The 14,914-nt window shown below is 46.7% G+C and carries 11 protein-coding genes; 5 read left to right on the plus strand and 6 right to left on the minus strand.

Translation table 11 applies throughout. The features are described from left to right. Nucleotides 1-2: 2 nt before the first annotated feature. Nucleotides 3-2,453, plus strand: a complete 2,451-nt coding sequence (locus tag Q1V85_RS11790; RefSeq protein ID WP_300600135.1) for a glycoside hydrolase family 9 protein — start codon at nucleotides 3-5, stop codon at nucleotides 2,451-2,453. A 251-nt stretch (nucleotides 2,454-2,704) separates the two neighbouring features. Here Q1V85_RS11790 and Q1V85_RS11795 read toward each other — a convergent pair whose 3' ends face one another. Then, nucleotides 2,705-3,172 carry a hypothetical protein gene (locus Q1V85_RS11795; RefSeq protein ID WP_300600137.1) on the minus strand — a complete coding sequence of 156 codons (468 nt, stop codon included), beginning with the start codon at nucleotides 3,170-3,172 and terminating at the stop codon, nucleotides 2,705-2,707. 137 nt (nucleotides 3,173-3,309) lie between these two features. Here Q1V85_RS11795 and Q1V85_RS11800 point away from each other — a divergent pair, with 137 nt between their 5' ends. Then, nucleotides 3,310-3,726 (plus strand): hypothetical protein, encoded by a 417-nt coding sequence (locus Q1V85_RS11800; protein WP_300600139.1) that lies wholly within the window; start codon nucleotides 3,310-3,312, stop codon nucleotides 3,724-3,726. A gap of 123 nt (nucleotides 3,727-3,849) precedes the next feature. Here Q1V85_RS11800 and Q1V85_RS11805 read toward each other — a convergent pair whose 3' ends face one another. Continuing rightward, nucleotides 3,850-5,892, minus strand: coding sequence for an OmpA family protein (locus Q1V85_RS11805; RefSeq protein ID WP_300600141.1), 2,043 nt, complete (start codon nucleotides 5,890-5,892; stop codon nucleotides 3,850-3,852). A 182-nt stretch (nucleotides 5,893-6,074) separates the two neighbouring features. Here Q1V85_RS11805 and Q1V85_RS11810 point away from each other — a divergent pair, with 182 nt between their 5' ends. From Q1V85_RS11810 to Q1V85_RS11820, 3 genes are all read left to right on the plus strand, one after another. Then, complete coding sequence (locus tag Q1V85_RS11810) at nucleotides 6,075-6,749, plus strand: hypothetical protein (protein ID WP_300600143.1); 675 nt, start codon at nucleotides 6,075-6,077, stop codon at nucleotides 6,747-6,749. A gap of 520 nt (nucleotides 6,750-7,269) precedes the next feature. Next, nucleotides 7,270-10,110 carry a DNA polymerase I gene (polA, locus tag Q1V85_RS11815; RefSeq protein WP_300600146.1) on the plus strand — a complete coding sequence of 947 codons (2,841 nt, stop codon included), beginning with the start codon at nucleotides 7,270-7,272 and terminating at the stop codon, nucleotides 10,108-10,110. 290 nt (nucleotides 10,111-10,400) lie between these two features. Further along, the gene (locus Q1V85_RS11820; RefSeq protein WP_300600148.1) at nucleotides 10,401-11,870 is read left to right on the plus strand and encodes a S41 family peptidase; all 1,470 of its coding nucleotides are present in this window, start codon (nucleotides 10,401-10,403) and stop codon (nucleotides 11,868-11,870) included. A gap of 93 nt (nucleotides 11,871-11,963) precedes the next feature. On the opposite strand, the gene Q1V85_RS11825 is transcribed toward Q1V85_RS11820, so the two are convergent. Genes Q1V85_RS11825 through Q1V85_RS11840 form a run of 4 tightly spaced genes read right to left on the minus strand, consistent with a single transcriptional unit; the run spans nucleotide 11,964 to nucleotide 14,763 of the window. Continuing rightward, a complete protein-coding gene (locus Q1V85_RS11825) occupies nucleotides 11,964-12,596 on the minus strand; it encodes a response regulator transcription factor (RefSeq protein WP_300600149.1) in 633 nt (210 codons plus the stop codon). Continuing rightward, nucleotides 12,586-13,395, minus strand: a complete 810-nt coding sequence (locus Q1V85_RS11830) for an ATP-binding protein (protein WP_300600151.1) — start codon at nucleotides 13,393-13,395, stop codon at nucleotides 12,586-12,588. Before Q1V85_RS11830 ends, Q1V85_RS11825 begins: the two co-directional genes overlap by 11 nt. Next, nucleotides 13,377-14,021: a hypothetical protein gene (locus Q1V85_RS11835; RefSeq protein ID WP_300600153.1), complete on the minus strand. Its 645-nt coding sequence runs from the start codon at nucleotides 14,019-14,021 to the stop codon at nucleotides 13,377-13,379. The genes Q1V85_RS11830 and Q1V85_RS11835 overlap by 19 nt, the downstream gene beginning before the upstream one ends. A gap of 28 nt (nucleotides 14,022-14,049) precedes the next feature. Beyond that, nucleotides 14,050-14,763 (minus strand): hypothetical protein, encoded by a 714-nt coding sequence (locus Q1V85_RS11840; protein WP_300600154.1) that lies wholly within the window; start codon nucleotides 14,761-14,763, stop codon nucleotides 14,050-14,052. Nucleotides 14,764-14,914: the final 151 nt, after the last annotated feature.

Here is a 14,914-nt window from a genome sequence, read left to right on the forward strand (position 1 = left end):
CCATGAACCCGATCCTTAAACCATTGCTCGCCATGCTTGCGGCGCTGTTTTGTACCCTTGTGTTATTGGCCCAACCCGATCAAAAGCTAAAACAGGAATTGCTCCAGACAGGCTATATTCACCAAAGCCTGTTACCATTGGATCCATCGAAGGGCTTTGAAGCCTTTGGTATCAAAAAAAAGGTATTGAATACCGTAATGCTCTGCGATATGGAAGACCTCAATGTATGGACGCACAAGGGCATTGGGAGTATTCGCCAGACGGCGGAGCGGAGTAAATCTGGTAAATACAGCCTGCGACTGGCCGCACCGGCTACCTCACCAACCCTGCCGGATTGGGGCCTGGGAAGGGGCACCTGCCTGGCCTCCTTCAATGTGGGCGGCGCCAACTGGGAAAAATACAACCGGCTTAAATTTTATATCTATCCCGATTGCGAGGGCGCTCGGAGCATTTACCTGAACCTTTATGTAGAAAACGACGGGGTTACAAAGGTTCCGGACAAATACGGGCGGGAAGGCTATCATGAGATCAACCTGAAGAACGGTGAATGGAACGAATGCTTTGTGGAAATGGCCGGACTGGCCCGGGATAAGGTGACCAAAATTTCCTTTGCCATCGAGACCTTTGGAAAGGAGCTGACCATGGGCGATTCGCTGAAGTTTGATGTAGACGCGGTGGAACTGCAAACCGTGGACAACCCGGAAACCGTGCGGGGATGGACACCGGCGCGGGATCGGATCATTTTTTCAACCAGCGGTTACCGCGTAGGCAGCGAAAAATCGGCGATCATTAATGTAACGGGCAACCCGGCGGCTTTCCAGTTAAAAGATGCACAAACGGGGCGTGTGGTATATAACGGTAAGATCCGGGAGCAACAAACGAACATCGGGACCTTCCGGACAGCCGATTTTTCAGACCTGAAAACAGAAGGGCAGTATATCATACAGGCGGGAGGGGTGCAAACCCTGCCGTTCTATATTCACAAGGATCTTTGGGAAAACTCCGTGTGGCGCATGATCAACTTCCTGTATGCCGAGCGCTGCGGCTACCCGGTGCCGGGCAAGCACGGGGCCTGTCATACCGATCTGCATGCGGATTTTGAAGGGAAGATGATACCGATAAACGGTGGCTGGCATGATGCGGCCGATATGTCGCAGCAGACCCTGCAAACCGGGGAGATCTCTTTATCATTATTTGAAATGGCCGCAAGGGCAAAGCAAAAGAACAACCTGCAATTATATAACCGGTTGATGGAAGAAGCCCTCTGGGGAATGGATTTTGTGATGCGCTCCCGCCTGGGCAAGGGCTATCGCGCGCAGACCTGGGGCACCAACCTGTGGACCGATCGCGCGATCGGCACCATTGATGATACTGCACGTCGCTCGGTGCTGGTGTTTAATGGTGCCCTGGAAAACTTCCTCCTTGCCGGTATCGAGGCCTATGCTTCGCAGATGATCAACAACGATGACGCACTAAAACAGAATCTCCGGAAGATCGCCATTGAAGATTTTGGATTTGCCCTCGACCGCTTTGAAAAACTGGGCTATGCGGAGCTGAATAAAAAGGGCGGCGGTCATGCGGGAATGGCCTCTCAAAGTCAGTATATGGCCAATATCTCCTGGGCTGCCAGTATGCTGTATAAACTCACTGGTGAAAAAAAATATGCTGATGAAGCGGTAACGGCCATTCAATATATGCTGCAATGCCAGCGCACGGAACCGTTGAAGGATAAAGATGGCCTGAGTGGTTTCTTTTACCGCGACCTGGACAAGCGCTCCATTGTGCATTATAATCATCAATCGCGGGACTATGCTTATATGGAAGCCCTGGCGGCGCTTTGCGAAACCCAGCCCAAACATGCGGATTATGGAAAATGGATCAACTCGATGACCCTGTATGGCACTTATCTGAAAAAGATCATGCAGTATGTACAGCCCTATGGCATGGTACCCAGTGGCGTGTATCACCGGGATGAGGTAAAGGATTCCGCCAACTTCTATGCGGTGCAGGTAGGCGTGCGGAGTGGCGGTGGTCCGGATTACAAAGAACAGTATGAGAACGGCATCCGGCTGGATGATGAACACCGGCTCCGGATTTTCCCGGTCTGGTACTCGTTCCGGGGCAACGGCGCTGTAAGTCTTTCAACAGGGAAAGCCGCTGCCATCTGCGGAAGGATCTTAAAAGACAAAGCGCTGATGGATATTGCAGAACAGCAACTGTTCTGGATCGTAGGTAAAAATCCCTTTGGGCAATCATTGATCTATGGCGAGGGTAGTAACTACCCGCAGTTATATACGGCCCTGCCCGGTGAAACGGTTGGTGCCATACCCGTGGGCATGCAGTCCTATTTTAATGAAGACCGTCCGTACTGGACGCAATTTAATACCGCTACTTATAAGGAGGTTTGGGGCGCGCCCGCAGCAAGGTGGCTGATGCTGACGGCGGAGTTTTAGTTTATTGAATGCCGCAGATGCGCAGATTATTTTAGGCATCAATCAAAAAAGAATCAGCGAAGGAACGCAATGAGATCATGCTTGCAATTGTGCCTCCCTTTCGTTCTGACTTTTCAAGTTTTTTTGGGTCTCTTTCCAGAACAAATACAATTCCTCATTGCTTTTCAGGGTTTGATAAAGCCGCTCCCCTGGTGTTTTTTGCAACCAGATTTGTAATTGTAATTTCTTTATATGTTCCGGAGTATCCTGCATTAAAGCAAATTAAATGTTTGTAATTGTAGTTTATTTATCCATTTATGAATATAAGCAATATCTAAATTTTCCAATTGCGCCAACTGTCTTATATCTTCTTGCTGAATAGAAGACTGAAGATCCTGGATCCAAATCAACTTAGACAACAACAAGTCTTCTGCTGTTACAACATAGATCTGCTTTCCCCAAAAATCAATTGCCTTCCTTCTACTAAATTCTTCCTGCCTATATTCAGTATTTTTCAAAATTACAAAATCTGCTTTATACCCGCTTTCAAAATCAATAATATTAAAAAGCCCGTGGTTTTTAATTGCATCCTTTATTGCGTCAGGTTCACAATAAAAGCCTGTTTTAAATGCTTTTGCAAAATCATCGATATCCTTTTCCTGTATAAGCGCAACAATATCGAAATCTCTTGTCGCTCTTGGAATAACATATATCCCCATTGCTACACTCCCGGAAAGCATAAGGGATGTTTTGTGCGGTAAGCGTATCAATTATTTTATTAAAAAACGAAATCATGTAACATAAAAGTAACGAATCTATTTGGAGTAGGAAGGAAGTGACATTTATCCTATTTTGCAATGGCAAATATTCCTTCTTTATGCAGATCACCTTATCCGGAGTTACCATTGAAATGGAATTACACGCCATTCATATTCACAATGATGAAGTATTATGGCGGCTATTGGATAAGAATCCGGAACAACATACGGAAACGCTGGTGCAGGGAATATTTCAGGCTTACGAAACGCAGTTTCATCGTAAACTGGAAATTGCTCCCGATTCGCTTGTGGTAGAAATCTGGGGACATGTATACGTAGATCAGTTTGCGGATTACATTGCCCGGCTAACAGATTTGAACCTGGTAAAAAAACTCCTGCATCCCGTTCAAAAATATTGCGCGGTGATCGATTGCGGAGAAAAGGAACATGATACAAACCGCTGGTTCTGGGACCTGCTGGCACCGCTTAAAGCCACAATTGGCGGGTGGCTGCCTAATAACAAAGAAAAGGAATAAGATGTCACCAGCTTCTTGTATCGGTATTTATATGTCGCCCTGGACCTCCATGTCCCCCGAAAAGAGAGTGGGGCATGGAGGTCCAGGGCAACACTTGGTAATGATCTGTTTCCGGAACTGAATTTACTCCAACACCTTTATCTCCGTACGCCGGTTTAATTGGTGTTGTTCCTCGCTGCAGGGCACGTCGTTACCACAATCATTCAGTAACCGGCTTTCTCCATAACCCTTCGCCTTGAGGCGGTTTGCCGCAATGCCCCGGCTTACCAGGTAGCGTACGGCTGCTTCGGCGCGCCTGCGGGAAAGGGTCATATTAAAGGCATCGCCCCCACGACTATCCGTGTGCGATGACAGTTCTATTTTAACCGCAGGGTTCTCTGTCAGCATTTTTACCAGGTTGTCCAGTACCAGTGCTGCATCCGGGCGAATGTCCCATTTGTTATAGTCGTAATAAATATCTTTTAATACAATGGAGGCGTCCTTCTTCAGCTCCATCACTTCCAGCGCCAGGTTTACGTAGATCACCTCACTGCGGTTGAGGCCCTTTGTGGTAACTTTTTCCCGGTTGGAGAAATAACCTTTGTTCTGCGCGATGACGTTGTAATCCGTTTGCTGGTCCAGCTGGTAATAGAACCGGCCGATTGAGTCGGAGGTTTTTTGTTCGGCGCTGCCACGGGTCACATTGGTTAATGAAGTCTGGATAAACGGAAGAGCACCCATATCGGCTTTGTTGATGGTCTTGCCCGCCAGCGTAAACCGGATATCGTTATGGATCAGCTCCCGGTAAATGGTTGCTGCCGGTGCGGAAAAATCAGCAATGGCAACGGCTGCTTCCGTGGTTTTAATGCCATTCTTGATACCGGTGATCTTATAATTTCCGGTTGCCAGGGCCCGTTGTACGGGAATGCTGCCATCTTCCCGGGTCATGGTTTCTATAACGGATTCATCGCCCTCTTTTTCAATCCGGATATTTACCCCATCCAGCGGTTTGCCGGTAGGTTTATCAATCACTTTTATTGCCAGGTTTTTATCAGCAGGTGGCTGCACCGGGGCAATTACCGGTGGGTCATTGACCGGCACCGCCCTTTTTTTGCCCAGCCAGATCTTTACGCCCAGGCTGGCACTTAAAAAGCCCAGGTTCTTTTTTTCTGTATAGGGATGGGTAAAGGCATATTTATCCCCGTAGCGCATTTCCCGTTCTGAAGTAGCATCTGGTTTAAATGGACTGATACTGCCGCTTACCGTACCATTGGAGGAGGCCTGACCTTTCATTTCTGGTGAAGGAATGTACCAATAGTCGACACCTGCTGACAGAGAAGCCTTGGGGGAAAAGAAAAACTCCAGGCTGGCACCCCCGCGGGCGAGAAACTGCATCTTGTTTTTTTCCTTAATGTCTGCCGGACTGGCGGCTCCGCTGGCTTTATAGGCATCAAAAAAAGCGCCGGACATGCCATATTTTTCATAATTACCTTCCACATTTACCGTGGCCGTACCAATTGTTGAACTTGGAGTTACGGCATCCTTAACAGGGGCAGTTTCCACAAGCGTATTGTTATAACTATAGCTGAAATGGTCTGGAGAAGTACCACTTCCGCTCAGGTAGTAATAACCAAAACGGCTCATCGCTATACCACCCTGGGCATAAACCGAACCCTGAAGCTTTTGCCGCCCAAACCAGAGGCGCGGTCCGGTTAATGCATAGTATCCTTTAAAATCTTTAACAGATGTTACCTGCTGTGTATTTTCCGGAAATGTAAAATAATCATTCCTCGCCTGCCCGGAATCCAGTGCATTGCTAAATTGCCCGGGATTGCCCATTCCCCGCAGGACTTCTTCAGCAGAAGCGGCAAAACGGCGGGTTTGCGGATGATTTCTTTTGATGTTCAGCATACCAACAGCCAGTTCCCATCCAAAAGCGTTTTTTCTCCATCCACCGTTCACTTCTGCAAACATACCGTTGCCCAGGTGATAAAGCGGATTGTCCCAAAGGGATTTGTTTTTTAAAAGATAGCCGCCCCGCAGCCCGGCATAAAATCCTGTTTGGTACAGCGGATATCCCGGATCATCGGTGCTGGCAGTGCTGGTAACAATATCATCTTGTGCAATAACTACCTGCATAACGGTCAGCAGGCAGACAAAGGAAAGCAGTAAAGATCTTTTTTTCATGGTAGTTTGAATAATATAAAAATGGTTATAGTAGCCAGATTGGCGGTAAATATAGATGAAAAGCCGCATGTATAAAAACCTGTAGTCAACCCACGGCAATTATCGCTCCCCCATTTTGGCGATAGGGGTACCACCGCGAAAGGGCTAGTTTTACCCCATTAATCATCAAATAACAGGGTATAATGAAGACAAAACTGGCGCTGTTACTGCTGCTGCTGGCAGCGTATAAAGGCATCTTTGCACAATGCGGCTATTATTTTTTTCAGAATAATAAAACAGTCACCATCGGGATCTTTAATAAAAAAGGAAATGCAGATGGAAAAGTAGTATACAAAACCAGGGAGGTAACTGCCAGTGGAGGAAATAGCACGGCGGCATTGCGCTCTGAGGTGTTTGACCGTAAAGACAAGTCCGTGGCGGTATCTTCCGGAACCGTTCAATGCAAGGGCGGCGTGCTGTTGATGGATATGAAAATGATGATGGCACCGCAGCAAAGCGGACAATTGCAATGGACCGAAACCAGTGCCAAAGGCATGTACCTGGAGTATCCTTCATCCCTAAGTGTTGGACAGGATCTCAAAGACGGCAGTTTTGAAATGGACATGAAAATGGCCACGGGTATCCCGGCTTCTGTGTCCCTGGATATTACGGATCGCCATGTGGTGGCAAAAGAAAAAGTGAGCACCCCGGCCGGCAGCTGGGATGCATATAAGATCACCTACCAGTCAAAAATGCTGATCAACATGGGTTTTGGAGTGCCCTTTAAAATGGAAACAACGGAATGGTTTGTACCGGGATTTGGGGTAGTGCGCACGGAATCCAAATACGGCAAAACGGAATTGCTTTCCATTGAATAGCTAACCTCCGGACGTTTTTTGCCCGCAGATGGCGCAGATGAAACGCAGACGAAAGCCATCAGCGAAGATCCGCGGGAAGAATCTGCGGGATCAGCGGGGAAGTGACCATTGAATAGATAAGCCTATTTACGCTTTTTTTTGCCCGCAGATGGTGCAAATGAAACGCAGACGAAAGCCATCAGCGAAGATCCGTGGGAAAAATCTGCGGAAATCAGCGGGAAGCGGCGGCCGCAAAGTTCCCCTTAAGATTGAAACAACGGAATGGTTTGTGCCGGGCTTCGGAGTGGTGCGTACGGAATCGAAATACGGTAAAACGGAATTGATTTCGATCGAGTAAGCTTTTAATTTTTTTTGCCCGCAGATGACACAGATGAGGCGCAGACGGGAAAACTACCAGCGAAGATCCGCGGGAAAAATCTGCGGGATCCGCGGGAAAACCGCCGGAAACCCTTAAGCTCATTTACCCTGCCTATTATGGTTCCCTTATCGCGTTTTAGATTCTATACATTACCTTAGCGGCATGGAGAAAAAGTTATTTCTGTTAGATGCGTATGCGCTTGTTTTTCGCGCCTATTATGCACTCATTCGCAGTCCCCGCATCACCAGTAAAAATAAAAATACCAATGCCCAGTTCGGGTTTACCAATACCCTTGTAGAGCTCATCAATAAGCAAAAACCCTCCCATATGGCCGTTTGTTTTGATACACACGCCCTTACGGAACGCCATACGGATTTTGCCGATTATAAAGCCAACCGCCAGGAAACGCCGGAAGATATTTTGATTGCCGTACCGGATATTAAACGGATTATTAAAGGATTTAATATACCGGTGATTGAATCAGACGGTTATGAGGCGGATGACATCATTGGTACCCTCAGTAAAAAAGCGGCCGCTGAAGGATACGAGGTATTTATGGTAACACCGGATAAGGATTATGGCCAGCTGGTAAGCGATAAAATAAAGATCTATAAGCCCGGTTACCAGGGAGGCGATGTGGAGATCATGGGGCCGGAGGAGGTATGCGCCAAATGGAATATAAAAAGCGTATCCCAGGTAATTGATGTGCTGGGATTGATGGGGGATGCAGTAGACAATATCCCCGGAATAGCCGGAGTGGGAGAAAAAACAGCCGCAAAGCTGCTGGCAGAATATGAAACCCTCGAAAATGTGGTGGCCAATGCGGAGAATATAAAAGGTGCCCTTGGCCGGAAAGTGCAGGAAGGAAAAGAGATGGCCATTCTTTCCAAAAAACTGGCTACCATTATCACTACGGTACCGGTTGAATTTCATGAAGAAGATTTTCAGATCAAGGACTGGAACAAAGACGAACTAAAAGAGATCTTTGGAGAGCTGGAATTTCGCACGCTGGCAAAACGCCTGCTGGGAGAAGACGCAGGAGATTCTGCCGCCCCGGTAGCAAAAACACCGGCCAATAAAGGCCTGCAGATCGACCTGTTTGGAAATGTGATCGGCGGTGCAGAAGCAGCCGAACCATTGGCCGCTGAAACGGAAACGGTTTCCGAAGGTTTTACAACGTTAAAAACCATCAAGGATACCCAACCGGTTTATACAGCCATTGTGGGTGAGGAAGCTATTGCCGGACTGGTAAATGAACTGCTGCCGGTAACGGAGGTTTGCTTTGATACGGAAACCACCAATATCGATGCGAATCTTGCGGAACTGGTGGGCATGAGCTTTTCCATTAAAGCAGGTACGGGGTATTATATTCCCTGCCCGGCCGACCAGGAGGAAACAAAAAAGATACTGGCCTTACTGGCGCCTTTATTCGAAGATGAGCAGAAATTATGGATCGGGCAGAATTTAAAATACGACCTGCTGGTATTGAAATGGTATGGTGTGGAACCGAAAGGAAAGATCTTTGATACCATGCTGGCGCATTATGTGATTGAGCCGGACGGTAAGCGGAGTATGGACCAACTAAGTGCCAAATACCTGGGATATGAGCCGATTCATATTGAAGAACTGATCGGGAAGAAAGGGAAAGGCCAGGGCACCATGCGCGATGTGGAGATCGAAAAAATAAAAGACTATGCGGCGGAAGATGCAGATATAACGCTTCAGCTAAAAGAAGTGTTTGAGCCCATGCTGGAAAAACGGCAGGTACAACAGGTTTTTGAAGAAGTAGAAAATCCACTGGTGCGGGTGTTGACCAATATGGAATTTGAAGGCATCCGTATTGATGAAGCGTTTTTGAAAAACTATTCAAAAGAGTTGGAAAAAGATGCTGCCGAAGCAGAAAAACAAGTATTCGAGATGGCCGGTGTAAAATTTAACCTGGCCTCTCCGAAACAATTGGGAGAAATCTTGTTTGAACGGCTGAAGCTGGACAGCTCCGCACGAAAAACAAAAACCGGTCAGTACCAGACCGGGGAGGACGTTTTATTGAAGCTGGCAGCAAAGGGGCATGCCATTGCCGACCAGATCATTACCTTCCGTGAGCTGACCAAATTGCGCTCTACCTATGTGGATGCCCTTCCTCAGCTGATCAACCCAAAGACCGGCAGGGTGCACACGACCTATGGGCAGGCGGTGGCGGTTACCGGACGGCTGGCCAGCAATAACCCCAACCTTCAGAATATACCAGTGCGTACCGAGCGGGGTAAAGAGATCCGCAAAGCGTTTATCCCGCGGGATGAAAAACATATATTATTGTCGGCCGACTATTCGCAGATCGAGCTCCGGATTGTAGCGGCTATGAGCGGCGACGCAAATATGGTCAACGCCTTTAAACAGGGTGTAGATATTCATACGGCCACGGCATCCAAGGTATTTAACGTGGAAATGGATGCGGTAACAAGGGAAATGCGCTATAAGTCGAAAAGCGTAAACTTCGGAATTATTTATGGTCAGGGTGCTTTTGGACTGGCCGATAACCTGGGTATTTCCCGTACCGAAGCCAAGGGGATCATCGACAGCTATAAAAAGGAATTTTCCGGTATCCAGCGGTATATGGATGATACCATCAATTTTGCACGGGAGCATGGCTATGTGCAAACCCTGATGGGGCGCAAGCGCTGGCTGAAGGACATTAATTCCAGCAATTTTACCGTAAGAGGCTTTGCCGAACGCAACGCCATTAACTCGCCTATCCAGGGAACGGCGGCCGATATGATTAAACTGGCGATGCAAAAAGTATATACAGCCATGAAAAAAGCCGGGCTTAAAAGCCGGATGATCCTGCAGGTGCATGATGAGCTGATCTTTGACGCGTTAAAAGAGGAAGTACACGAGCTTAAACCGCTGATCATTGAAAACATGCAAATTGCATTACCCTTGCCGTTTGAAGTACCCGTGATCGCAGAATGCGGTGAGGGTAGCAACTGGCTGGAAGCGCATTGATAATGTGGGGATTTGAAGATATGGAAATGTGGAAATGAAGATCTGTCACGGCCCGGTAATCTTCCTCCGGTCGACATTTCGCAGGTAAAAACGGGTCTGAGGTAGAGCCTCAAACTTCAAAGCTGAAGCCGTTTTCGTTTGAGAATTAGAAATAACGAATAAGATATCTTAATTATAATGTAGAAGAGAAGATCCGTTGACTGTAAACCGGCTGATGAACAACCGCGATTCAAATACCGTCCATGTATTATTAGAGGAATTGACTATTTTTAATGTTTAAACTACGTCTTATGACCACCATATTGAACAGAACTGCGCTGATTGTGAGCCTATTTTCCCTGATACTGGCTGCCTGCCGGAAAGATCATACTCCGGTATACAAAGTGCCAAGCGTAAATGATTCGATGTTTTTCCTTTTTAAGGATCAGTATTTGTGGAATGACGTGATCCCGGACTCTGCCACGTTTAAGCCCAACAGCTACGCTAAAACGGAGGATATGTTTAATGCACTGATCGCGTTCAACAAACGGGATGGTAAAAACCTGGATAAATATAGTTTCCTGGATGATGGAACCGTTGCCGGGGAGATCGGCGGTGTTTCCGGCGGCTTCGGAATGACTGTAAATTATAACGCATTGAATGATCTTCGGGTGGTATCGGTTTACCCGGGCTCTCCGGCTTACCTGAAGGGTGTCCGCCGTTCCTGGAGGATCACTGCCATCAATGGCAATACCAATCTGAGTTATGATGGAGGTGGAAATAATCCCGGCCCGAATGTAAAGCGGGTTATTGATGGGATTTACTACAGCAATAGTACAGAACTGACCCTGCAAAAGCCAGACAGCAGTTCTGTAACCGTGACGATTAATGCAGCTAATTTTGATATCAACCCGGTGTTGTACAGCAATATCCTGAATTTGTCGGGAAGAAAAGTAGGATATATCGTGTTTAACCAGTTTATTGTGAAGGCAAAAGCGCAACCCTATTTAGATCCGGTATTTGATAATTTTATCAGCAATGGTATTACGGATCTGGTAGTAGACCTTCGGTACAATGGTGGCGGTGCTGTTGAAACAGCAGAATACCTTGCAGATCTTATTGCTCCCACTGCTGTAGGTACAGATATAAACCTGATGTACACCGAAAATTTCAACACGAATCTTTCTGCACATCGATATAGCAATTACCTGAGAACAAGGATGGTGCCTGGGTATGATTTCTCATATGGAACGCTTTTCGATTCCTGGGTTGCATATGCGGCTACGCCTTTCAAGAAAGCAAAGTCACTTAATCTTTCTAAGGTTGCTTTTATCGGAACCGGTCAAACGGCATCTGCCAGTGAATTGCTCATCAACGTGCTCAAGCCCTATATGACCGTAAAACTGGTGGGCGATACCACCTACGGAAAACCGGTGGGCTTTGTGGGAATGACCATTGGTAAATTTGATATGTATGCTGTATCTATCTGGTCAAAGAATATGGCTGGTGTTGGCGACTATTTTGATGGGATGATTCCGGACGACGCATCTGCGGTCATACCGGCTGAAAAATATGAGGACTATTCCAAAGACTGGGGCAGTACAGACGAGATCTACCTGCGCAGGGCATTAAAGATCATGGGCGTTACCGTGCCTGCGCAGCTCATGAGCCGTACCGGATTAAAAGAACCTGCCAGCAACCGTAAGCTGATGATCCGCAATCCCATGCCTGACCTGAATTTCAAAGGTATGATCGAAACAAGGGAGCGGATCATACGTTAAAAGGATCGGTTGCAATGGGTGCGCTTTAAACGGGGAATTATCGCTTGTAAATGGCATTGATAGCTGACCGCTGATGGCTTCCGTCAGTGTTGATCAAACCCATCCTTTTTTTACAGCGACCAACACGAGCCCTACGCGGTTGCGTACCTCCAGCTTTTCCATAATGCTGGTGGCATAGCTTTCCACGGTACGGGCACTCAGGAAAATTGAGGCCGCAATTTCCTTGTAGGTGGCATCAGAACAAAGCCAGGGGATCAGTTCCCGTTCTTTGGGGCTTAGTTCCTGCTGTGTTACCTCTTTTTTGATATAATCATTTGCCAGCGCCTTACTTACCTTGGCATTGTAAAAAATGCCTTCTTTTACAATGGTATTAAGGGCATGGGCCAGGTCCTTTTGCTGAATACTTTTTAGTAAATAACCTTTGGCTCCGGAGCGGATCATCTTGATAATTTTTTCATCATCATCCTGCATACTCAGGGCCAGCACAATTACGCCCGGATGGTGTTCCGTCAGCCATTTAGCTACTGCGTATCCATCCATTACCGGCATCTGTACATCCAGTATCACCACATCCGGAATGTTTTTGGGCTGATGAAACCGTTCCATCATTTCATTGCCGCTGCTGCATACATATAGCACATCAAAATTGGGGATGGAGCTGATCATTGTAGACAAGGCCTGTGCAATCAGTACGTGATCATCAACAATGACAATACTATGCCTCATGGTCGGGTATTTTGTTTAAAGGTAATGAAATGTGTAATTGAGTACCATTGTTGCTGCTCCATTGAAAAGCGGCGCCCATGCTCTGGATCCTTCGTTCGATAGACTGCAACCCGCTGCCTCCGCCAATACGGTAGGCTGCTGCCTGTTCCCGGTCGATGCCCTTGCCATTATCGGCACAGGCAATTTTAAGCACAGAGCCGGCTAATACAACTTTAATTTCAATGGCGGTTCCTCCACTGTGCTTTAAACTGTTCTGGATAAATTCCTGGCAGATGCGCACAATCGAAAGGTTGGCATGCTCATTCAGCAGGCCGGAGATATCCCGGTTGCAGGAGAAGAACGTTTGACAAAGCCCGCTTTCATTAATACGCGCCATTTCTTTTTCAAGGTAATGTACAAAGCTGAAATCTGCAAAGTTCTGGGTGGTCAGCATTTTGCTGATGCTGCGCAATTCGTTCAGCGACTCCTGGATCAGCACATTCTGAGCCGAGATCCTCCGCTTAATGTCATCCATATCATCCGATAACAGGGTGTTCTCCATCTGAAGATACGTAAGTGTCAGTTTTTGTCCGATGGTGTCGTGCAGCTCACTACCAATATTCTGCATCAGCCTTTGCTGTACTTCCTGCCGTGTTTCCAATAGCTCCTGTTTATGCAGGATGGCATTGGCCTCCCGCTCCCTTTTATAAAGGATATTGCGCCGGCGAATGCTGATAATGATAAAGTACACAGCCATTACCAGCAGTAATACGGTCAGAATCACCGAAAGAAAAAAAACATTTATCTCTTTTTCGCCCATAGGAATCCAAAAGTTATAATACCATATAAAAAATAATTGAAAGCAAAGAACAGGTAGTAGTAAATATAAAAGAGCCGGGGATATGTATCAAACAGCGAAAGCTTGGTAATATTAAACGGAAGGGTGCCCAGGTAAAACAAAAGCAGCCCGATCGAAACATACATAAACGGATCCCGGGTTACTTCCTCTATTTCCTCACTGTTCATCAGCTCAAATAAATAATGAAGACTGCAAGCCGAAATAAAAATGGCCTCAAGGGTATAATTAAAGATATTGAACCGGTAAGGATCACTTGCAAAGAACTGTAGCAGGGTTATAAAAAGTACCATGCTTATAAAGCCTTTGATGGCATGCTTCCAGTACACCAGTCCCGTTTTCCGGTAAAAAAATAGCAGGAGGCTGATGCATTGTACCGGAAGCATGCAGTTGTACCATAGATTGGTGAGATTGGCCAATGTGGCATCAGGTAAAAAAATGCGTGCGAAGTATACCGCAGTTTCAGCAATGACGACGGCCGCCAGGAATGCGACGATCGGCGCACCCTCACGGCCGGTTTTTTTCAGAAAAAACAGCCCTGCTAAAAAACTGGCCCATTCTAAAAGGATCAGGATATGGAATGAGGTCATCAATTGTGAAATTAGAATGGGTTTAATATTACTCTATCCGGGGAGGAGGACAGGCGCCGCCCTGGTTTAAACCAACATCTATATCGCTTTCCTGCGGCTGCGGAAGAAAGCTCATCGTCGTTACCAATCTGCGGTTGGGGGTGGCGGCAAACAGGGTATGCAATTGTTTTCCCCTGTCAGGGATTTCACCGGAAGGAAGAAAATCATGATACTGCGCTGTTGCCAGATCCTTGTAAGCGGGCACCAGGATCAGTGTATGCCGGCCTTTAAGACTGAGGTTGTCGGTACTTTTGGGTTGCAGGCCCGGATACGCTGCATCATAGAACTTGATACCCAGTTCGGAGCTGGTTACTTTTGTGCCATCGGGTTTTACCAGTTTTCCGCTCCGTACCAATTCATCCATGGTATATACCAGTTTTTTAATGCTGTCCAGTGAAAAGGTGGTCAGCCTAGAATCCCAGAAAGTAGTTTTTTGTGTACTATCGGGCTGATTGCCCAGGTACCGGTTGAGCCCTTCCGTGATAAACTGGTATTGAAAATCCCGGAATGTTTTGGTCATTTCCAGCGCCTTGCTTCGCGATACAAAGGTTAGCTTGATATCTTTGGGATTTACGCTGCCCTCAGATACAAAAAAACGGGTATCATTGCTGCCCGCTTCCCGCAGTTTCCGGTTCTCCAAAAAGAGGTAAATAAGCCCGGCAAGCATTACCAGGAAAAGCAAAAAGGAGGGAAATCGTTTCATAATAAATGGTTTTAGTTTTTTATTGTTTGATCTGGCAGCATAAATCTATATTCAAATGCCGGATGATAAAAAATAAGTTTACAAATACAGGTACAATCGATTTGCAAAGGGCTTAATATCAATAGAATGTGTTCGTTTTTTGATAAAATCA

It is taken from the genome of Niabella sp. (assembly GCF_030150205.1).
Classification (GTDB): domain Bacteria; phylum Bacteroidota; class Bacteroidia; order Chitinophagales; family Chitinophagaceae; genus Niabella.